Origin of the sequence: Mucilaginibacter rivuli (assembly GCF_019391655.1) — a bacterium.
Taxonomy (GTDB): domain Bacteria; phylum Bacteroidota; class Bacteroidia; order Sphingobacteriales; family Sphingobacteriaceae; genus Mucilaginibacter; species Mucilaginibacter rivuli.
The window spans coordinates 41,060-62,911 of sequence record NZ_JAHXPQ010000002.1 but is presented as its reverse complement, the minus strand read 5'-3'; the positions used below and the strand labels follow the sequence as shown (position 1 = coordinate 62,911).

Annotated in this window: 15 protein-coding genes; 13 read left to right on the top strand and 2 right to left on the bottom strand. The window is 41.0% G+C overall.

Annotated elements, in window-relative coordinates:
• Positions 1-13: 13 nt before the first annotated feature.
• Complete coding sequence (locus tag KXQ82_RS04375; RefSeq protein WP_219486946.1) at positions 14-2,695, bottom strand: TonB-dependent receptor; 2,682 nt, start codon at positions 2,693-2,695, stop codon at positions 14-16.
• Positions 2,696-2,714: 19 nt separating this feature from the next.
• Positions 2,715-3,488, bottom strand: coding sequence for a hypothetical protein (locus KXQ82_RS04370; protein WP_219486945.1), 774 nt, complete (start codon positions 3,486-3,488; stop codon positions 2,715-2,717).
• 440 nt (positions 3,489-3,928) lie between these two features.
• Here KXQ82_RS04370 and KXQ82_RS04365 point away from each other — a divergent pair, with 440 nt between their 5' ends.
• From KXQ82_RS04365 to KXQ82_RS04305, 13 genes are all read left to right on the top strand, one after another.
• Complete coding sequence (locus tag KXQ82_RS04365; RefSeq protein ID WP_219486944.1) at positions 3,929-4,678, top strand: sensor histidine kinase; 750 nt, start codon at positions 3,929-3,931, stop codon at positions 4,676-4,678.
• 122 nt (positions 4,679-4,800) lie between these two features.
• Positions 4,801-5,826 carry a sensor histidine kinase gene (locus KXQ82_RS04360; protein ID WP_219486943.1) on the top strand — a complete coding sequence of 342 codons (1,026 nt, stop codon included), beginning with the start codon at positions 4,801-4,803 and terminating at the stop codon, positions 5,824-5,826.
• A complete protein-coding gene (locus KXQ82_RS04355; protein WP_219486942.1) occupies positions 5,823-6,515 on the top strand; it encodes a LytR/AlgR family response regulator transcription factor in 693 nt (230 codons plus the stop codon). Before KXQ82_RS04360 ends, KXQ82_RS04355 begins: the two co-directional genes overlap by 4 nt.
• A 208-nt stretch (positions 6,516-6,723) precedes the next feature.
• Positions 6,724-8,061, top strand: coding sequence for a TolC family protein (locus KXQ82_RS04350; RefSeq protein ID WP_219486941.1), 1,338 nt, complete (start codon positions 6,724-6,726; stop codon positions 8,059-8,061).
• A gap of 48 nt (positions 8,062-8,109) precedes the next feature.
• Positions 8,110-9,165 carry an efflux RND transporter periplasmic adaptor subunit gene (locus tag KXQ82_RS04345; protein WP_219486940.1) on the top strand — a complete coding sequence of 352 codons (1,056 nt, stop codon included), beginning with the start codon at positions 8,110-8,112 and terminating at the stop codon, positions 9,163-9,165.
• Between the two features lie 55 nt (positions 9,166-9,220).
• Positions 9,221-12,385 (top strand): efflux RND transporter permease subunit, encoded by a 3,165-nt coding sequence (locus KXQ82_RS04340; protein WP_219486939.1) that lies wholly within the window; start codon positions 9,221-9,223, stop codon positions 12,383-12,385.
• Positions 12,386-12,457: 72 nt separating this feature from the next.
• The gene (locus KXQ82_RS04335) at positions 12,458-13,168 is read left to right on the top strand and encodes an LOG family protein (RefSeq protein WP_219486938.1); all 711 of its coding nucleotides are present in this window, start codon (positions 12,458-12,460) and stop codon (positions 13,166-13,168) included.
• Positions 13,169-13,403: 235 nt separating this feature from the next.
• The gene (locus KXQ82_RS04330) at positions 13,404-15,725 is read left to right on the top strand and encodes a TonB-dependent receptor (protein WP_219486937.1); all 2,322 of its coding nucleotides are present in this window, start codon (positions 13,404-13,406) and stop codon (positions 15,723-15,725) included.
• Positions 15,726-15,727: 2 nt separating this feature from the next.
• The gene (locus KXQ82_RS04325; protein ID WP_219486936.1) at positions 15,728-16,525 is read left to right on the top strand and encodes a DUF4249 domain-containing protein; all 798 of its coding nucleotides are present in this window, start codon (positions 15,728-15,730) and stop codon (positions 16,523-16,525) included.
• Positions 16,526-16,829: 304 nt separating this feature from the next.
• Positions 16,830-17,510, top strand: a complete 681-nt coding sequence (locus KXQ82_RS04320) for a phospholipase A (protein WP_219486935.1) — start codon at positions 16,830-16,832, stop codon at positions 17,508-17,510.
• A 367-nt stretch (positions 17,511-17,877) separates the two neighbouring features.
• Complete coding sequence (locus KXQ82_RS04315; RefSeq protein ID WP_219486934.1) at positions 17,878-19,785, top strand: hypothetical protein; 1,908 nt, start codon at positions 17,878-17,880, stop codon at positions 19,783-19,785.
• Positions 19,680-20,807: an HNH endonuclease gene (locus tag KXQ82_RS04310; protein WP_219486933.1), complete on the top strand. Its 1,128-nt coding sequence runs from the start codon at positions 19,680-19,682 to the stop codon at positions 20,805-20,807. Before KXQ82_RS04315 ends, KXQ82_RS04310 begins: the two co-directional genes overlap by 106 nt.
• A gap of 449 nt (positions 20,808-21,256) precedes the next feature.
• Positions 21,257-21,835 carry a hypothetical protein gene (locus KXQ82_RS04305; RefSeq protein WP_219486932.1) on the top strand — a complete coding sequence of 193 codons (579 nt, stop codon included), beginning with the start codon at positions 21,257-21,259 and terminating at the stop codon, positions 21,833-21,835.
• The last annotated feature ends 17 nt before the right edge of the window (positions 21,836-21,852 follow it).

The following is a 21,852-nucleotide window of genomic DNA, read 5'->3' as shown; positions in this document are numbered from 1 at the left end:
TTAACAGTGACTATCACAGGCCGAACTTTTGGAACTTAAAACACAGGCTAAACATGTAATACCTGCCTAATCGGTTAACCTGCGTATCGGATACAGTATTGCCGTCTACGCTTCGTGACAGGTTGGTGTTTTCGTTAAACAGGTCAAATCCCGATAACTTGACGGATGCCATTTTATTTTTCAAAAACTCAACTTCCACATAGGTATTTAGCAGCAATGGATTACCATTCACGCTATTAGCATAACCGCTGGTTAAAGTTTTAGTGAGGTCATAGCCCAATATCAAGTTTTTACCAAAATAGTTTTTACCATTAATCCCAAGTATCCAGTTGCTCACCCTACTGCTGATCTGCGATGATAGGGAGTTTTGATTTTTATTCAAACTGTATGCCGCCGTCGCTTCAACATCCATCACAGCATCTAAGTCTGTACGGAAGCCTGCCTGCTGTCTCAATACGAGGTTCTGCCCGTCGTTCTTTTCGTGATTGATATAAGAAATATTAGAAGCATACGTAGCGTTACCGGTTAACGTGAGGGTATACATGCGCTCATTGAAAGGTTTTGAAAAAACGTAAAAGCCGTTGAAGGAATAATAGCCATCGGCATTTAAATAACTTGTTTCCTGTATTACACCAGGCCGGCTCGAACGGGTATTGCTGCTCACAATTTTATTTTCTGTTTGATTGACAGTGAAGTTTGTCAGTATGATATTACCCGAAGAAATATCAAACCTATTGAAACGCATGGAGACAGAATTGGTAAATTCCGACATGAGATTTGGGTTTCCGACAACCGGGTATTGTACATTTGAATAATCGTAAACCGGTTGAAGCTGACTATAAGAGGGCTGGTTAGCCATACCGGAATAAATAGCCGTAAACCGCTCGGTACGCGAAAAGTTATAGTTAAATCGTGCAGTAGGCACCCAATTAAATGTATTGTTATGATAAGCTATTCGCGTATTTAAATTGGTGCCATCTAAAGCTGAAGGCTGAAAGCCTATCCCTAATGTATAATTGTATTTAGCTTGTTGTGCCCTTAAATTTATTCCGGCTTGCTGTGTAGTAAAAACATAATGATATTGATTTGTCAATGTATCAACCCGCGTATTGGCCTCAGTTACAGGATCTATATTACCTGTTACTTTATCATTGTTATTGACGGTGCGGTTAAAATTATAGTTGATCTCTATAAATGTGGTTTTAGTAAGGGGTTCCAGATAAGAAAACTGTATTACATAACGGTCCGTACGATTGTTATTGGCTATCAATTGCCGAATATTTGACTGCCCGTTTTGAGTAACGGAGATATTATTGGTCTGTTGATCCTGGTTGGTTTGATAATCGTTGATGCTGCCCAATAAACTCACGTTCCGGCCCCGGCGTCGAAAACGGTGGTTATACAGGATGGTTCCATTAACAGTTGGCGATGCGGAAGTGGTATAGGTAATATATCTCCCGTTGGTGGTATTGAAATTAAAAGCCTGGTTTTGATCGGATGACGTCTTGTTATAAGAAAAGCCGGGCGTGATCTTAAAATAGTTTAAGGTATCCGGGCTATACTCCATATTCCAGGTAAACCGGTGATCCTTCTTTCCGGTATTCAGTGTCGTGTTCTGCTTATTAAGAATTGTGCTGCCGGTACTCGTAATTTGTTGGAGGGTTTGGCTGATTGTATAATTATGTTGGTCAGCGAGACTATAACTTCCGTATACTGACAGTTTCCCCCATTGATCACGAAAATTTGCACCGATTGATTTCACATCACTAATGCCATCAGTTCCGGTACTACCAGCAGCGTTTCCACCCCCAGGCCCTCCCCCTCCGGAACCCAAATTGCGAATAGCTGATGGGATGCCTGCTCCACCGCCGGGTGCCGAAAAGCTAAATAAATCTGAGTTTACATTATTGAAATTCCCTAAAACGGATACCTGTTTATCGTTTTTAAAGTAATTAGCCGATACCAGGGATTGATACCGGTCATCATTCCCGGCACCAGCTAAAACACGTCCAAAAATACCGTTATTCTTGTCTTTCTTTACTTGAATATTGAGTACTTTGTCCGCATCGCCGGTTTTCACACCGGAAAATCGTGCCTGGTCTCCATAGTCATCTATGATCTGTATTTTCTCAACAATATCTGCCGGGAGGTTTTGGGTAGCTGTTTTAACATCTCCCCCAAAAAAGTCTTTTCCGTTAACCTGTACTTTCGACACCGTTTTTCCTTGCGCAGTAACATTACCATTCTTATCGACTGATATGCCCGGCATTTTCTTTAGCATTTCTTCTACCATGGCTCCTTGCCTTACATGGTAAGCGCCGGCACTATATTCAATGGTATCTTCCTTTATTGTGATGGGATTTACAGCTATAATATTTACGTCTTTTAGATGATTAACCCGAACCTTGAGCACGATCGGCTCAAGCACAATCATTCCTTTATTCGAATCGAAAAAATACTTCCTTACGACAGGCTGATAGCCCATTAACAACACCTTCAGCCTAAATTCTGAACCAATTATTTTTTCAAACTCAAAAACACCATCAGGGTTTGTTATCGCAGAAGTCGAATCTTGTGCAATAATTAATTTTACTGTAGCACCAGGTAGCGCATTGCCGGTGCTGTCTCGTACAACACCACTCAATTGCCTCGTTTGAGCGATACTTACGATCCCACTCAAAAGCAATCCAGCCATTATCGCCAACTTAAACATGCTATGGCTTAACCAATGTTTGCTTCACCCAAAAATCTGTCGATTTTAACAAATCCCCGATATCCATATTCCGCATACCTCCGGGTGGTGGCCCGCTGCCCATGCCACCACCGGGAGGGCCTCCACCCATGCCGCCGGGGGGGCCGCCGCCCATACCCGCTCCGGCATCGCCCGGCATATCCGGCATTTTAAAGCCATTGACTTTTATATTACAGGCCAGAGGATCCGTTTGATCTACATTTAATGATAATAAACCAAGTGGGATAGCCGCCTCATAACAAAGATTGTTTTGCTCGTCAAAATCAATGGCGGTTTTTATTCCGTAACTGTTATAAATAGATATTTGATCGAAATTGATCAACGGGAACCCTTTTACTCCAATAATTACCATTTTTGAACGCATAGACCGCTGCATGGCGTTAATATCAGGACCCTCAACTCCTGGCGAAACTCGTTCCTGGCCCGCCATGTCCTTTTGGCTGATGATGGGAAAGGTCACAGCATAGGTTTCTTTCTTTTTCCCTTTTGGATTAACGGCAAGCGTAATGCCTGCGCTCATAATTCGCATTGTGGTAGATTGATCAGCAGTTTTAATAACGACATACAAATTTTTGTCATCGTTCGCTATAATATAATTAATCTTGCCAGTGCGATCGGCACTCAATTGTTTCTCGGGCCATTCTGTAAATTTACCATCGATCTTTACAACTGCTGGCGCAATTATGTTTTGTGTTAGTTTTTCCTGCCCCCTGGTGACAATAGGGATTATGGACATAGCGCTACTTGCTATAAAACAGGCTATTAGATATCCTCTCATTGATTTATATTTATTCAATAATATGGCTTATTTAAAAGGCGATTTTAAATAAGCGACCAATGCCTTATCTATTCAGATGAATCAGTGAAATTTCGCGAAGTAACGATGATGTTGTTTTCCGTTCGGAGATTTGGAGTTATTCCAAAATCAAATTAAAAGCGGTCACTTTCTATAAATTGATATCCAAGGAAAAGTAACTGTATTTTGCTGAAAATTGTCCTTTCATCGCAAATTTGTACCGGTTAGTCTCATTTTCCTACTCTGGTACTCATTCCTTGCTTACTTTGTGTTAACGCAATGATTAAAAATTCATTAAAAAATGGGCTATGAACACAATTACACTGCCTATGTTATGTTTAATCCTAATTATCCTTCTTGGAAAATTCTGGTATCGGAACATGCAGCTGCGAAAGCGAATTTATGAATTAAAGCGGTCTAATTCCGCAAAGGATAGGTTGTTCTCAATTATCGGGCATGATTTAAGGGGGATGATCAATAATATTCCCGCGGCTATTGATGTTTTTAGGGATGAAACATCAACCATTGAAGAAAAAGAGTTCATGCTTAACAGTATTGAAGGAAATGCGTTGGCTTCCGCTGAAACCCTGGATGGCCTTTTAAATTGGGGCAAATCTCAATTAAAGGGCCTTTTTACCCGTCAGCTCTGTTTCAATGCCGTTAATACAATTAGTAATGAGCTCAAATTGGTTGAAATTCCAGCTCAGCAGAAAAATATAACAGCAATTAACTGGGTTCCAAAGGAAGTGCAAATTTTAGCGGATATTGATCATTTCAGGTTTATAATACGGAACCTGATCTCAAATGCAATTAAGTTTTCAAAAATCGGGGGCACTATTGAAATAAATGCAGATGAAAATACGCAACCCGGCTTTGTATTGTTTTCCGTAAAAGACAATGGGATTGGCATCGAAAAGGAAAAAGAGAGTCAGATCTTTGAACCGTTTAACAACAGTATTGCCGGGACTGCAAATGAAACAGGCAATAGTATAGGGTTAATGTTATGCAAGGAATATGTAATTGAAAATGGGGGCAGAATATGGGTCGAAAGTAAAAAAAGCGAGGGATCTACCTTTCATTTCACAATGAAATCTTTCGATCATGATAATCCTGCTAAAATATCAGTTTGATTTTCTCAGTCTGGTTAACCAAAAGGCCATAGAAACAGAAGCATTTCGCGGAACCAAAGCGCATCTCTACTTGTACTACATGGCGATAAAATATAGTACATTAGATATCGGAAGGTAATTTTATGAAAAACACGTTAAGATTTATTTCAACACATATAATTGGCTGGACGTTGCTGCTAATGGTACCTTTTATTTCGATGCATCAGGTGGTGAAGTCGCTGGTTCCTAATATTGAAGAGATGTCATTTGTGCCGGTCATTGTTTTTGGCATGTTCCTGATCAGTACGTTCTATTTTAATTATTTTGTTTTGATCCCTAAGTTTTTGATGGTGAAAATGTATGGTCTTTACATCATAACTTTCCTGGGAACCTTGCTTATAGTCCTGGGGATTTCATGGACAATATTTCATGCATTCGGAGGAAGTCCCGAACAAATTGAAAGTATGAACCCTGTCTTGCAAAAGATAAGCCCCATAGCAAAAGCAAATGGCCTACTGACTTTGCTGGTTTTGTTTGTTGTCTCAATTTCTATGGCCCTCAGCGAAAGATTAAAAAAAACAGAAAGCGAGAAACTTTCTGCGCAACTTTCGTCTTTAAAATCTCAGATCAATCCTCACTTCCTATTCAATACGTTAAATAGCATTTGCGTGACTGCCATAGACGAATCACCGGCAACGGCGGAAATGGTCCAAAAGTTATCTGAAATGATGCGTTATACCATGAAGGATACCCAAAACGATTTTGTTCCGCTGGAAGAAGAACTGCGCTATATCAATAACTATATTGACCTTCAAAAAGTACGGCTTGACAGCTCCATAAAATTAGATTTTTCCATTACAGGTGCCGTTACTGAGTATCAAATAGCACCAATGCTCCTAATTTCCTTTATCGAGAACGCGTTCAAACATGGCGTGAATGCGGAAGAAGACAGTAATATCAGGATCAGCATTGAGATCAAAGACGAAAATATCAACCTGTCCGTGAAGAATAACAAAGTAAAAGTCCAATCTGAAACTATGGAAAGTAATGGCCTTGGCATAGAAAATACAAGGCACAGATTGCAATTAATGTATCCTCAACGGCATGAGCTCAAAATCACTGATCATTTAAATGAATTTTGCGTCTCACTTCATATACAGTTAACATGATAAAAGCAATTGCAATAGATGACGAACCATTAGCGCTGAAGCTTATCAGTACCTATTGCGGCAAGTCGGATTTTATCCACCTGGAGAAAACATTTACCCGTCCCACGGAGGCACTTCAGTATTTGCGTGATCGTAAAATAGATCTCGTGTTTGTAGATATACAAATGCCTGCCATGACCGGAATTAACCTGGTAAAAGCCTTACCGAAGCAAATAATGGTCATATTTACAACGGCATTTACCAATTACGCGATAGAAAGCTACGAGTTGAACGCAGTCGATTACCTGCTGAAACCTATTAGTTTTTCCCGATTTGAAAAAGCGGTTCTCAAAGCAAAAGAGTTTTATCAGTACATGCTTAAGTCGAATCATGCCGAGGACAACTATATTTTTATCAGGGCCGACTATAGCCTCATCAAAATTTACCTTACGGATATTCTTTATATAGAAGGCCTTGCTGATTATATCAAAATATTTATTACAAACAGGAAGACGATTGTAGCGCGCATGACCATGAAAGATATGTGTGAGAAATTACCGGAAAAAGGTTTTAAAAGAGTGCACCGGAGTTTCATCATCCCATTACATCGTATCTTATCCGTTCGGAACAATACGGTTTATCTGCCCGAAAGAGAAGTGCCGATAGGGAAAACCTACACAGAGGACTTCAACCTGCATTATAAACCTTGATCAGCAAAGCACGCTTTTTGCCCCTATTTTTCTTGCTTTGATAATTTTCCATTCAGTCAAATGGGGTGATTTACAGTGAATATGCGCTTGCAGAATCGAGCCATAAGACGTACTTCGACGTTCTGATGTCATTCATCTCATTATTTTCTATGTTCAGCAATGTAATCTGATTTTTGTCCGGCGAAAACCAACAAAAACAGTTTATAGTATGATACTTAAAAAATATATCTTCTTCTGTGTAATCTGCCTGCTAACGATGTCCCAGGCAAGGGTACAAGCTCAAAAACTGTATACACTGACCGAATGCAAGGAAATAGCGCTCAAACAAAATCTTCAATTGAAGGCCGATACCTTAGACCTTGAAAAAACGAATGCCTCAATCAGGCAGGCATATAGTTCTTTGCTCCCCAATGTCAATATTAACGGTGCGTACCAGTATTCTCCACAGGTACAGGCTAATATTATCCCCGCAGAAACTTTTGGCGGTGCAGCGGGCACCTATACTGCGGCGCGTTTGGGTGTAGCTCAGACAAAGTATGCAACAGCTGAACTAACTCAATCATTATTTAATCCGTCCGCAGTTATTGCCTTAAAAGCCGCGAAAATTCTTGTTATAGGTAATCAATTGCAAATTCAAAGCAGCAAGGAAGACCTTATTTACAATGTGGCTGCTACCTACTACAATATTCAGTCCTTACTGGAGAAAGAAAAACTGACAAAATCAAGCTTGCAGAACACAGAAACATTGCTTCAAAATACCACAGAGCAATTTAAGGCGGGTTTAGTTACGCAGACAGACGTTGAACGCCTTACCGTAAATCGTGACAATACCAAAGCAAACCTTCAGGGAGTTCAAAACAATAAGGAAAAGTATTACAACCTCCTTAAAGTTCTCATGAACATGCCCTTGGAGCCAGCTATATCCATCGACACGTTGAATGACAAAGAAACGGTTACCATCCCTGTGACCGATTATGATCCAAGGTTGAAGATAAACTACTTACAGGTAATGCAGAATAAAAAAATTGCCGAGCTTGAGTACAAAAACATAAAATCGGGTTATCTGCCTACGATATCGCTATTCGCCAATTATTCTGAGTACGGCTACAACAGCGATGCTAATCCCTTCAAGAATATCAACGGTCAATTCTATCCAACATCCACTTTAGGGATCAGGTTCAAAATACCGATTTTCGATGGCTTCAACATCAAATATAAGGCGATACAAAAAAAGATAGATATCAGCAAACTGGATATACAAGCCAGGCAAACCCTGCAACAAAATGAAAGGGATGCAGCCGACGCCTCAGCTGATATAAGGAGCAACCGGATTACTTACGACAATCAAAGAAGGAGCCTCGCTTTGGCCCAAAAAGTCCTGACTGACATCAATCAGCAATATCAAAGCGGGCTGGTTAAAATGAGCGATGTAATCAATGCTACAAGTGATCTTCAAACCGCGCAAAATAACTATGTAACCGCCTTTATCAATCTCAAACAAGCTGAGATTAATCTCAAAAAGGCGCAGGGCACATTATTACCTTGACTGGCTTGTGATTAGAGGCAAAAACTAAGGTGTTTAAAATAAGAAAAAATGAAGAAATCAAACAAAATCATTGTTGCAGTTGTGATCGTAGCAGTACTTGTCGCGGCAATAGCTTTTAGGCTCATCAATAATAAAAAGGAAATAAAGGCAAAAGTTTACCAGCCCGACGTGAGCACGGCTGTCGCCGTCCAGGTTGATACGGTAAAGTCCGGTGAATTTGATTCGAATATCTCTTATACCGGATCTTTTAGTCCAAACCGGGAGGTGATCATTGGATCTGAAACATCCGGAAAGGTAATAGCCGCGGATATCAAAGAGGGAGCATCGTTAAAGTCAGGCCAGTTGATAGCGCAACTTGACGCGGGTCTTATTTCGGCACAGCTACAATCTGCACAAGCCAGTTATGACAGGGCAGTAAATACATTGAATCGTTATCAGCAAGCCCTTTCCGGTGTTACTCAATTACAGCTTGATAACGCAAAAACAGATGTCCTGACATCTAAAGCACAGATTGATCAACTGAAGAAACAAATCCGCCAATTTACAATTGTTGCACCCTTTAATGGCATAGTCACCAGTAAGGATTTTGATTTGGGAACGATCGTTTCGCCCGGTATGAAAATGGTGACACTGACGGATATCAGTTCTCTAAAACTGGAAATTAATGTCCCTGAAAAAAACATCTCACAATTCAAGTTGGGACAGACTGCAGATATAAATACTGATATCCGGCCAGGATCTTACTTAAAAGGAAAGGTGGAGGTAATTGGATCTAAAGCTGATGCATCGCACAACTTCGCGATAAAGATGCTCGTTCCCAATAGCGATTTGTCTTTAAAATCCGGAATGTATGGAACGGTCGTTATTCACAATAATGTTATATCTCAGGCGCTCACGATCCCTCGCTCAGCATTAATAGGCTCTTCATTAAAACCACAGGTTTACGTATTGGAAAACGGAATGGCGAAACTTCGTAATATACAAACGGGCGATGGCAACGAAACGCGGATCAAAGTCGTTAGCGGCCTAAAATCGGGTGAATTGGTTGCGGCAGGCGGCCTTGTTAACCTAACGAATGGAACAAAAGTGTCCATTGTAAAATAAACCCGCAAGCTGACTTGCATCCGCAACTGTACACAATAGCTAAAATGAAAAAAAGATGACATTAACCGAGATTTCAATAAAAAGACCATCACTGATCATTGTGATTTTTATGGTACTTATTTTAGGTGGCATATTCTGTTACACTAAGCTTAGCTATGAATTGCTCCCTGATATGAGCCAACCTACGCTCGTTGTAACGACGCAATACCCTGGAGCGGCGCCGGTCAACGTAGAGCAAAGCGTTTCAAAGAAAATGGAAGATGTCCTCAGCGGTGTGGATGGTATTAAATCAATATCATCACAGTCTATGGAAGGTAATTCCATTATCACTGCTGAGTTTAGTGTCGGAACCGATATTAATAGCAAAGAGCAGGAGGTACAAAGGAAAATCAACAACATTTTAAGTGGTCTTCCAACCGATGTAAAATCGCCCGGTATTTCGAAAGTTACGCCGAGTGATGCGCCAATTATGCAATTGGCCGCAACTTCAAAACTCAGCAACAGTGACTTTTATGATGTCATCAAAAACGAGATCAACCCGCAGTTGCAGCAAATTGCCGGTGTCGGCGAAATTAATCTGGTGGGGGGACAGGAAAGAGAAATACAGGTAAATGTCGTTAAGGATAAATTGGATTATTACGGAATTTCTATTCTCAATGTTACACAGGCTATCAATAACGCGAACGTAGAATTTCCTGCAGGTAAAGTAAAATCAGAAAGCACCGGACAAATGACAGTACGCCTTGCCGGCAAATTTACCTCAATTTCGCAATTGAATGATCTTACCGTTGCTTTGCCCGCATCCGGAAGCCCCGTAAAATTAAGCGATGTCGCCACAGTTGCCGATGTAACAAAAGAGCCGTCCTCGGTTTTCAGATACAATGGACAAACGGCAATCGGCCTGATGATTAAAAAGCAGGGCGACGCCAATGCTGTGGAGATCAGTAAACAGGTCAAAGCAAAGATCAGCGACATAGAGAAAAAATTCACGAACAGCGATATCAAGTTTATTATTGCAGACGATTCTGCCGATTACACACTTGACTCAGCGAACGGAGTAATGCACGACCTGATAATAGCCATTATCCTGGTTGCCGTTATTATGCTGTTGTTCCTGCATAGTTTGCGGGACTCGCTGATCGTATTGATCGCGATTCCCACTTCATTGATCTCTACTTTTATCGCAATGTATTTATTTGGTTTTTCCCTAAACCTGATGAGCTTGCTTGCACTGTCACTGGTAATCGGAATTTTAGTGGATGACAGTATTGTAATCCTGGAGAACATTCACCGGCATTTGCTCATGGGCAAAGACAAGCGGACAGCAGCACTTGACGGACGAAACGAGATTGGTTTTTCTGCCTTGGCGATAACTACGGTAGATGTGGTCGTATTTGGCCCGCTGTGTCTCATACAAAATACAATTGGGGATTTGCTCCGCCAGTATTCACTAACGATTGTGGTAGCAACGTTGATGAGTTTGTTTGTATGCTATACCCTTACCCCCTGGTTAGCCTCCCGTTTTGGAAAAATTACAGTACTGAATAACCAGAATCTTTTTCACAAACCGCTGGTATGGTTCGAGCAAATGCTGGGTGCATTGACAAAATGGTATGAGGGCGCACTTAAATGGTCTTTGAAACATAAACTGATAATGGCGGGTATCATCGTCGCACTTTTTGGTGTGGTAGCCGTGGTGATGAGCATGGGGGTAATTGGAAGCGAATTTGTTGCCGAGACCGACAAGGGACAATTCCGGCTTGCATTGGAATATGATAAGAGCCTGACCGTAAAACAAAACAACCTGCGTAGCATAGAAATTGAAAACTATTTACGGAAGCAACTGGACGTCGTGACGGTCTTCAGCAACGTTGCGGGAAGTAGCACTTCATCCCTGGTAGCTGGCGTAGGTTCTGACTATAAAACAGAACTAACAATTACCTTAATTGACAAAAAACAAAGATCTCCGTCTACGGAGCAACTGATGTTAGTGAAAAGTAAGGAAATATCCCGCCAGTTTCCCGGTGTAAAAGTAAAACCAAGTATGGTGAGCATGGTCAATGGCGGTGAACCGATCCAAATTGTTTTGAACGGAGAAAATAATGAACAATTGATGGCAGCGGCCACTGAGCTTAAGGAGCGCATTGCTGCGATGCCGGGCGCGATAAATACCAGTTTGAGCGTAGAAATCGGAAACCCGGAAGTCGAAGTCAATATCGATCGTGAAAAAATGGGTCAGTTGGGCCTAAATATATATAGCGTCGGTGTTACGCTGCAGAATGCATACGCCGGGAACAATGATGCTAAATACCGTGTTGGGAACAATGAATATGATATCAGGGTGAAATTTGATGATTTCGACAAACACGATGTAGAGGATGTGAAAAATATTTCGTTCATGAATAACTCAGGGCAGCCTATTAAGCTATCCCAATTTGCTGCAGTCGATCAAAGCAGCGGTCCGAGCGTACTGGAACGTAAGGACAGGCGTGCTTCGGTAACCGTAAAAAGTAATATTCTAGGCATAACATCAGGAGAATTTGTCGATAGGGTCAATCAATCACTTAAACAGAAACCATTGCCTGCTGGCATTGACCTGCGGTGGACCGGAGATGCTGAACGCCAGTCAGACTCTTTCGGTTCATTAGCAGGTGCTATTGTGGCAGCATTAATATTAATGTACCTGGTCATGGTTGCGCTGTACAATAACTTTATTTATCCTTTTGTGGTTTTATTTGCTATTCCGGTGGCTTTTGTTGGGGTATTCCTCGCACTGGCACTCACAAAATCATCGCTGAGCATTTTTGCGATACTGGGTATGATTATGCTTTTGGGACTGGTATCTAAAAATGCTATCCTGATTGTTGATTTTGCCAATCACCGTAAAGAACAAGGCGATAGTACCTGGACAGCATTGATCAGCGCAGGAACAACAAGGCTACGTCCTATATTGATGACTACACTCACCATGATTATAGGTATGATTCCTATCGCTACCAGCACTGCCGCTGGCAGTGAATGGAAAAATGGACTTGCATGGGTATTGATTGGCGGCCTGACGACGAGCTTATGTCTCACGGTTTTTATCGTGCCGATCGTTTACTACTGCGTGGATAGGATACGTGACAAATGGAGGGCAAAAAAACCTTCAAACGAAATCACAGCCAAAGTGTTCCCCAACTCCGGTAAATCTATAACACCACGACAATCGGCATTATAGATCGGAATGGTGCGCCACACTCCGTTGGAACTCACACTCGATGTTGTGTAATGTTTTGAAGTTAACAGGCCAATGATGACGAGAAAAAATAAGCACACAACACCTGATAGTTTATCCCATTTTTTGATGGGGCCTGGCAAAATATGGGATAATCTTGCATTCTGCTTTAAAGCAATGCTCAATTTTTTGAAAGCGCTCAGGGCATTACATTTTTGTGGGCCCTGTGTGTGTGTGGTTGGTTCCGCAGGTTATCAGCAAGATGCAAATCACAATGATAAATACGCAGAGGGAATCGGAGCAATTATTGCCAATATGGGGTTGACGACAATCACGAGCAACGGTTCAGGATTAATGGCCGCAGTTAACAAAGGCGCATACAATGCCGGCGGCTATAGTATAAGTTGTAACATACAGGACACTCATCAACAGCCCCACAATCCGTACCTGCACTTGGAAGTGAATATTCCTTATTTTTTTGTACGCAAAACCCTGTTGATAAAGTACTCATACGCTTGTATTGTTATGCCGGGTAGTTTAGATACATTGGATGAACTTTTTGAAGTGCTCAGCCTTATCAAAGCCGCAAAATTACAGCCCTTTCCGGTTATTGTATTTGGCAAAGAGTTTTATACACCCATTAGAAAGCAAATTGAGGCTATGCATACTGCCGGCACACTGGAAATAAGTGAACCGTCCCATCTTTTTTTTACGGACTCCCCCGATGAAGTTGAGTACATACTACAGGAATACGTAGTTAAGTCTATAAAGCTAAAAAAGATCTAACCGCATCTGCAGTTATTGAAAGACAAAAAAATCACACCAAATGTGTTAAAATGACTGTTAAACTAATAACTGCATATTTTAAGTTACAGTCAAATAGTGTATCAATTATACCAGGCATAAACATTTTCCAATAGGTATGGGGTCATTCTTCGCTGAATAATACCCCTTCTTCTCAATAAGTTTTGACTTGCCCGCTAACACATCATATTTGTCAAACTCAACACGATAAGCAATTATGAATAAAGTTATAAAAAGCCTGGTGATACTATTAATGTTTCCCAGCCTCGTATTCGCACAGGTCAAGTACACCGTAAGTGGAACAATCAAAGACAAGAAAAACGGTGAATTGCTTATAGGGGTTACCGTCAAAATAGCTGAAAAACCAGGCATTGGGACTTCAGCGAATGAATACGGTTTCTATTCCATAGCATTACCCAAAGGCAACTATACGATAATAGTAAGCTATGTCGGATATGAGGAACAGCGACAAGCTGTTCAGCTGGACAAAAACGTGAAACTTGATTTGTCACTCGAGCAGACTTCGGACAAAGGCACTAACTTAAAGGAAGTGGTGGTTTCTTCTGGTAAAAAGGACAAAAATCTTTCTACCGCTCAAATGGGTACTGAAACCCTAAACATCAAGAGTATAGAAAAGTTGCCGGTATTATTTGGTGAAAAGGATGTATTGAAAACGATTCAACTGTTGCCAGGGGTAAAAAGTAGTGGTGAAGGAAGCAGTGGATTCAGTGTGCGCGGCGGGGCAACGGATCAGAATTTGATTTTATTGGATGAAGCGCCTGTATACAACGCTTCGCATCTGCTTGGCTTTTTCAGCACGTTCAATAGCGATGCCTTAAAAGATGCCAGTCTCATCAAAGGCAACAGCCCTTCTCAGTATGGTGGGCGCCTTTCGTCTGTTATGGATATTAAGATGAAGGATGGAAACAATCAGGACTACAATGTCACAGGGGGCATCGGGCTTATCAGCAGCAGGTTGAGTGTTGAAGGTCCGATTCAGAAAGACAAGTCATCATTCATTATATCGGGAAGAAGAACCTATGCCGATTTATTCTTAAAGGCGAGTGACTCTTTCAAGGATAGTAAGCTATACTTTTACGACCTCAACGCAAAAGCAAATTACCAGATCAATGAAAACAATCGAATTTATCTGTCGGGTTACTTCGGACGTGATGTATTGGGATTCGGCAATACTTTCGGCACAGATTGGGGAAATACAACGGCCACGTTAAGGTGGAACAGCATTATCAATAGTCAATTATTTTCCAATACTTCGTTTATATACAGCAATTATGATTATAAACTGAATTTCAAAAGTGGTGGCAGTGATTTCGGCCTCAACTCCAAAATTCAGGACTGGAATCTAAAACAGGATTTTTCCTGGTTTGCAGGCAATAAACACGCTGTTCGGTTTGGTTTACAATCTATCTATCACACCATTACACCAAGCAGGGCCTCCGGTACCGCCACGAGCAGCTTCCCGAAAGACTCAAAGTACTCCTGGGAAAATGCGGTTTATATCAATGATGATTACAAAGCTACAGATAGATTGACTGTCAATTACGGGCTAAGGCTTTCCGGCTTTACCATATTGGGAGGCAATACCTATAATATTTATAACAATGGTGTGCTTACAGATAGCGTAGCTCTTGGCAAAGGTGCTTTTGGTAAAACATATTTAAACCTTGAACCGCGAATAACGGCTAATTATCGCATTAACGAATACAGCAGCCTAAAAGCAGGTTATTCCCGCAACACGCAAAACCTCCATTTATTAAGTAACAGTAGTAGCGGTAGTCCAACAGACCAATGGATAGGCAGCAGCTATACCGTAAAGCCGGAAATAGCTGATCAAATAAGCATTGGTTACAGCAGGAACTTCGCCGACAATAATTATGAGGTAAATGTAGAAGGCTATTACAAGAATATGCTCAATCAAATCGATTATAAAAACGGCGCAGAAATCACATTTGACGCTGGGAAAGATATCGAAAGTGAATTGCTTTTTGGTAAAGGAAGAGCTTACGGCCTGGAATTGATAGCGAAGAAAAAAAGCGGTAGACTAACGGGCTGGATTTCTTACACCTTGTCAAAAACAGAACGAAAGATTGATGGCATCAATAACAATCAATGGTATAATGCCAGGCTTGACAAAACGCATGATATTAGTGTTGTTGCTACCTATCAGTTTAATCCCAAATGGTCTTTATCCGGGCTATTCCTCTATAGCACCGGTAATGCGGTCACGTTCCCTACAGGCAAGTATGAACTAAACGGGCAAACCATATTCCAATACAGTAACCGCAATGCTGACCGTATGCCTGCATACCATCGCATGGATTTGAGTGCCACGTATGAACCAAATAAGTTAAAACGCCTCCATGGATCCTGGACATTTGGTGTCTACAATGTTTATGGGCGTCAAAATGCTTATACGATTACGTTTGAAGACAATACAGACAAGCCGGGTACCACCCGTGCCATACAAACATCGCTTTTCCGTTGGGTACCTAACATAACTTACAATTTCAAATTTTAATAATGAAACAATTCCTTTTTATAATCGCCTCACTTCTTCTTTTTGCCAGCTGCACAAAAGAGATACACCTAGATCTGGATAACAAGAGCGGTAACATTGTCATCGAAGGAAATGTTACAAACCAGCCAGGTCCGTACTATGTACGGATTACGAAATCGGTGGCCTTTACGGAGACAAACCAGTACCCACCAATTACTAACGCAATCGTAATAATTAGTGACAACACAGGGCAGATTGACACCTTGCGATATGTAGCGGATGGAAATTATAAAACAACCCGTCTCGTTTCCATGCCTGGTAGAACTTACAATTTACGCATACTGGCTCAAGGCCTGATTTACACCGCCAAAAGCACCATGCCACAAACGGTTGCATTGGATAGCTTGGTACAGCGCTCATTTTCAATCGGAGGCAAGGTTAACTATAATATCCTACCCATATTTACTGATCCGGCACCGCTGGGCAACCGCTATCTATTCATTCTGTCTGTAAATGCACGCAAAGACAAAACCCTCCAAGCGTTTTCGGATAATATAAACAATGGAGTAGTCAATCAAAGGGAGTTAATGACCCCTTCGGACGATGATAAGAAAGTGAACATTAATGATATGGTTCATATTGAAATGCAATGTATAGACCAGGATATCTATAGTTATTACACCGGTTTGATCCAGATTTCAGGCAGTAGCGGACCCGGCGGCAGCGTCACCCCGGCAAACCCGCCGAGCAATATCAGCAATGGTGCCTTAGGCTATTTTTCTGCGCATACATCCGTTATAAGAAACATCGTTATTAAATAATCAACAAAGGAAGCATTGTTTGGATTAAAGGTTTGAAAACGCTAAAGAAAGAGTAGTCAAATCAGCATATTGTGGGATACGCTTATTGATTTCGTAAATCACAATGATAGTCCAGAATTTTTTTTCGCTAAGTTAAATGATAAAATGGGCGGAACTTTTTACAAGTCGGTGTTTTTTGTAATTCTCCTGCTCAATTGTTTTACATTCGCCTTGAATGCACAGACTAATGATTCAATAAATAAGTCTACCGCTACCAAGATATTTTTAAGCCAGCCTAATTTCAGCACGTATAAGGACAATTTACTTGATAACCGGAACAACGCTTGGAGAGTCGCCATCTAAGAATAATTCAGATGCTAAATTTCAAATAAGCATGAAATATCGGTTGTCAAATAAACCAGTATTTGACAATATATATTGTTTTATCACTTATACTCAAAAGTCCTTTTGGGATATATATCGGGATTCGAGCCCATTTGACGACATCAACTTTAATCCGGGGCTTGGGTTGATAAAACCTTACATGAATAAAAAAGGAAGACTGGGTTATTATTCCTTAATAATAGAACACGAATCAAACGGGAAAGACAGTCTTGCTTCCAGGAGCTGGAATTTTGTGTCTTTTAATTGGTCTGCAGAGCTCAATCGTAAGCTGCTCATAGAAGCAAAATCTGTAATACCTTTCGGTTCAACATTAGACAATCCGGATCTTTTCAAATACATCGGTTATGGTGATTTAGGGTTTACGTATATATTCAAACCAAGGAGGCTTTACGCCAAGATCATCTTGAAAAAGGGCGCTTCCCGGGATTGGAAAGGCTCGGTGGAAACACAATTATTTTTTCGACCCTCAGAAACATCCAACCTATATCTGATGCTGCAGGGTTTTCATGGATATGGCGAAAATCTTTTGGAGTATAACAAGCAAGTCAGCAAAATGAGAATAGGTGTTGTAATTAAACCAAATTTTATGAATTTCTTTTGAATAAGACTTATTATCTAAGGCATTATTAAACATAAATAAAGTAGTATGAAGCCGGTAAACACTCCGACTCTGATTCGAATGCTCTGAACAAATGGTAATTCAAAGGCTCGACGTTGTGTTGAACATCGGGTAAAATGTGCACATTTAGCGCGCTCTGATGAAACCACTAAGCTGATTAGTTATGATGGACGATCTAAGGCCTCGGCTGCCTTTCATAAGGGGCGAAATTTTCATTGAGTTTCATTGCAATATATGTTTATTTAGAAACGCTTAAAATTATCATGTGTAAGGTTGTTAATCAATACGGTCATTAGGTTACTACGATCTATTACGTTAAATTTGGTTAAACCTTACACCCACACCTTTCATGCAAATACACTTCATTTGGATTAGTAACTTCAAATATTTTGAAGATAAAAGTATTAATCTGTCTGCCGAATATAAATTCCACATTGAAATTAACCACACCATTTTCGGGATAGAAGCGAACTTGCATATTGAAAAGAATGAAGATTTTATAGCTGATTTCTTTGAAAAGCCTAATGTAACGAATGTCACAGGCATTATTGGTAAAAATGGGGCAGGCAAATCTACAATATTGGAATACATCAAAGCGAAACTTCCTGAAGGACTGGAAGCCGGTTTCGCCGGTGATCTGGTGATCTATTCGATCGAAGAGCAACCCGGTCACCTCAAAAATTACATCACCTACCCTGAGAACTGGCAGTTGGAGATCACTGGCTTAAAGGATCATTTCATCGTTCAACCTTATTCGGATTCGGTTTTGGAAAGCCGTTCGATGAGAAGTGAAACAAAGCTCGGTGATGCGGACTATATCTATTACTCTTACATCCTGGACCTCAAGCAAGAAGCGACTGACTGGAAAGGACTATATAATTTATCTACTACCGCGCTGATCGAGGAAACGAGAAGAGCTGCGCTGGCGGAGATCAATGAAAACGAAAAGACCAATCAGTCGGCAACAGATCTGGAGTACTTAATCGGTAATGAACTTAGCAAGGCGGTGCAATTCCTGATCTCAGAATACAGGCACCTGCTTCCCTTTAACCGGCCCGATTCGTTATCGATGTTCATTGACCCCACGGACCTGGAGTATTTTAGTTACTCAACGGACCCAAAGTACCAGGATATCAAGGAACTCCTTAAAAAATTCGACAGTAAAATGCTGGTTGATAAAATGGAAGAAAACGATGAGCGGAGGGGTGTTGATCTATTTTGCCAAGCGGTGCTACTTAATTTTTTCCTGACCGAGCGAAAATATAGCAGCAATATTCAAAGCACACATCTGCTTAATATTGGGGATGATGAAACCGTTAGGGACTTTGTATTGCGTTTTTTCAATCGATTAAGGACCGAAGAAGTTCGGGCTTTCAACGAACCTGAATCCTACACGTATAAGCGGTATATGGAATTGTCGGACTTGGCGCCCCGGATAATCAATTTATTTGAGGGGCTGGTCGATCAGCATTTTATAACTGTTCACAGTGGGCAGAATCCTTTAGGTATGCGGTATGATTTTGCGCTTACTGTTGATGCCGATGAGATCGTTGACCGGTTTTTTAATCTGTATTTAAAAGTTAAGGGATTTAGCCCTTTTCTCCAGTTTCGGTGGCGGGGATTGAGTACAGGAGAGCAATCGTTTTTGTCGTTTATGTCGAGGTTCGTTCACTTGAAACGACATCAGATCGGAAGCGACCAGCTCCGGAAAAGCCTGGTTATTCTGATTGACGAAGGGGATGCGGGTTTTCATCCTGAGTGGCAAAAGCAATTTTTTAAACACAGTCTGGATTTTCTATCTTCTTTATTTAAAGATCACCAAATTCACTTGATCTATACCGCTAATGCACCATTCTTAACGTCCGACCTCACAAAACCACATGTTATATTTTTAAATAAGACCAGCCGAACGGAAACTAACATTCTTGAAAAAGAAAATAACCGGCTGCCGACCTTTGGCGCCAATATTCATCAATTATTTTTGGATTCATTTTATGTCGAAGGTGCGATCATCGGCGATTTTGCCAAACTTAAGATCGATTCGATCATTCGTTACCTCAATGACAAACGGATCAAAATACCTGATGAGAAAATAAGAAAGACCATCGCACAAATCGGCGAGCCTATTATCCGTATCAAACTACAGGTGATGTGGAAAGAGAAATTCCAGGAAACAGAAGAGATCGCTGTGTTGCTTGCGCGTGTGGCCGAGTTGAAAGCGGCGCAGAAGACTCACAGAAAATCCAAAAAGAAATAATTATGATCAAGGTTCCTTTCAGTTTAGCCGAACTCGATCTAATGGCAGATGCCTTTTTTAAAAAGAATAATGCACAGTTTGCAATCGCAGCAACTATTCAAAACAGGCCCAAAGATATTTTTAGTGATGTATTCGACTATATTGGTGCAAACCTACCGGAGATCATGAAAGGCCGCCCTGACCGGCTGGAATTTCATGGCAATCAGCTCGCGCCTTATGTTACGACCTCAATACAAAACTTTACCCGTTTAAATGGCGATTTGAGCGCGAGAACGATCAAAAAGAATTATAATAATGAAATATTAAAGATCTTTAATTACGATCATGACCATAATTCGTTTACTTCCCGTTATGATGGCCGGATGGCTTACGACCATGCTGAACTCCTGAATTTGAATTGCTGCGCTTACTGCAATGCCCAATTCACTTATACGATTAGAAAGCCGGCAAAAACACGGCCTCATTTTGACCACTTTTATGCTAAATCGGATCACCCGTATTTTGCTTTATCATTTTACAATCTTATTCCGGCCTGTTATGTATGTAATTCCACGCTGAAAGGATCAATTATCTTTAAAGATTCGACGCACCTCCACCCTTTTTTGGGCGGCTTCGAAAATATATACCAGTTCCGTACAGGCATTAAGGATACCGATTTCGTGGTGAATAAGCAGGATTTCACCTTATCGTTGAACCCATGTAAGTCAGCAGATACCGTTTTGGAACCTAAGGCAAAAAACAATATCAAAGATTTTGCTTTGGTGGCCAGGTATGAAAAACATAAGGATATCGCAGGAGAGATCATCAAAAAAGCATATTTCTACAACAATACGACTATTAAAGAATTGCTGGAAGGTTATCAGCCCGGAGGGCATCGCCTTTTTAATTCTGAAGCTGAGATCATAGAACTGTTGATGGGTAACAAAATGACCGTTGACCGCTTGCACGAACGTATATTTTCTAAATTGACCCGCGATGTGTGTGATGAATTTGGTATATCCGTAGCTCCCGCAAAAAATTGATCTGTTTTTGCTTTTATGATTTAAGGGTAATTACGCTTTTTTGCAGGTTAAGCAGGTTTACCGTCCGCTGTGCGCAAAGCGCACGGGCCGGCTCACCAGCTTAACCTGCAGCAGCAACAACCCGCCCCTTGGGCGGGACGTTGCCTGTTTATTTGCTGGTTCCGTCATCATGATTATCCTTACCTTCTTTTATTTAACAGCGTATCTCGTTGAACCGGGGACAAATTCTATGTTATCCAGGTCATCGAACCTGTATCTCCATTTCATAGCAAAAACGATAGCTTGTACTTACTTCCGTTTCATCTTTTTCCCCTAAAAATTAAGTTTTGATCACAAAGGTCGTGCGCTTCACAGGCGCTTGTCAAGGGTATATAAACCCCGCATACGCGGGGCCCTTGACAAGCGCCTGCTGCGCACGGAAGAGCAATAAAAACTTAATTTTTTAGCTTATGGAAAAGTTTGCATTAACCCTTCAATCAGCACAAGCCGTTCAGGATTATGGCGCCAAAAACTGGCTGATGAAATACGAAAAAGAACTGGTTGCAGAAATGCTTGCCCTGATCAAAAATGGTGATGCTCAACAACTGGCCTGGTTCGCAGGTTTTGGTGAAGATATGCGGCACATCCTGATGAATGTGCATGAATACCGGGAAGGCCTAACATTCGGTTTTACTGAAATTGCCTTTAACCCTTCCGGTTGGTTTATCTCACCGAAGTTTTTGGAGTTTGAAGAAATTAAACTGGAAGCCAGCAGTATCCGTATCGGGCACGGGCCTAATGGGCTTTGGGCTTACGCTCTCAGTTGCAGTTATGGATGTGCAGGGCATAGTAGCCCTTTGAGCGTATTCTGTAAAAAATTCAGTAATCGAGATGCTACTTTAACTGCGGCGCTTGATGAATTGAAAAAAGACATGTTATCTAAAGTTGGCGATACCGACCGCACTAATTATCACCAGGATGTGATATCTAAAACGTTGAAAGTGATTACTAAATTGGAAATCGGGTTAGTGCAGCTGTCTTTATTTTAAATTATTATTAATATCTT

What these genes read in the sequence shown, in the direction of transcription:
- KXQ82_RS04375 (WP_219486946.1), bottom strand. Translation starts at nt 2,695, where the DNA reads ATGGCTGGATTGCTTTTGAGTGGGATCGTAAGTATCGCTCAAACGAGG.
- KXQ82_RS04370 (WP_219486945.1), bottom strand. Translation starts at nt 3,488, where the DNA reads ATGTCCATAATCCCTATTGTCACCAGGGGGCAGGAAAAACTAACACAA.
- KXQ82_RS04365 (WP_219486944.1), top strand. Translation starts at nt 3,929, where the DNA reads ATGCAGCTGCGAAAGCGAATTTATGAATTAAAGCGGTCTAATTCCGCA.
- KXQ82_RS04360 (WP_219486943.1), top strand. Translation starts at nt 4,801, where the DNA reads ATGAAAAACACGTTAAGATTTATTTCAACACATATAATTGGCTGGACG.
- KXQ82_RS04355 (WP_219486942.1), top strand. Translation starts at nt 5,823, where the DNA reads ATGATAAAAGCAATTGCAATAGATGACGAACCATTAGCGCTGAAGCTT.
- KXQ82_RS04350 (WP_219486941.1), top strand. Translation starts at nt 6,724, where the DNA reads ATGATACTTAAAAAATATATCTTCTTCTGTGTAATCTGCCTGCTAACG.
- KXQ82_RS04345 (WP_219486940.1), top strand. Translation starts at nt 8,110, where the DNA reads ATGAAGAAATCAAACAAAATCATTGTTGCAGTTGTGATCGTAGCAGTA.
- KXQ82_RS04340 (WP_219486939.1), top strand. Translation starts at nt 9,221, where the DNA reads ATGACATTAACCGAGATTTCAATAAAAAGACCATCACTGATCATTGTG.
- KXQ82_RS04335 (WP_219486938.1), top strand. Translation starts at nt 12,458, where the DNA reads ATGATGACGAGAAAAAATAAGCACACAACACCTGATAGTTTATCCCAT.
- KXQ82_RS04330 (WP_219486937.1), top strand. Translation starts at nt 13,404, where the DNA reads ATGAATAAAGTTATAAAAAGCCTGGTGATACTATTAATGTTTCCCAGC.
- KXQ82_RS04325 (WP_219486936.1), top strand. Translation starts at nt 15,728, where the DNA reads ATGAAACAATTCCTTTTTATAATCGCCTCACTTCTTCTTTTTGCCAGC.
- KXQ82_RS04315 (WP_219486934.1), top strand. Translation starts at nt 17,878, where the DNA reads ATGCAAATACACTTCATTTGGATTAGTAACTTCAAATATTTTGAAGAT.
- KXQ82_RS04305 (WP_219486932.1), top strand. Translation starts at nt 21,257, where the DNA reads ATGGAAAAGTTTGCATTAACCCTTCAATCAGCACAAGCCGTTCAGGAT.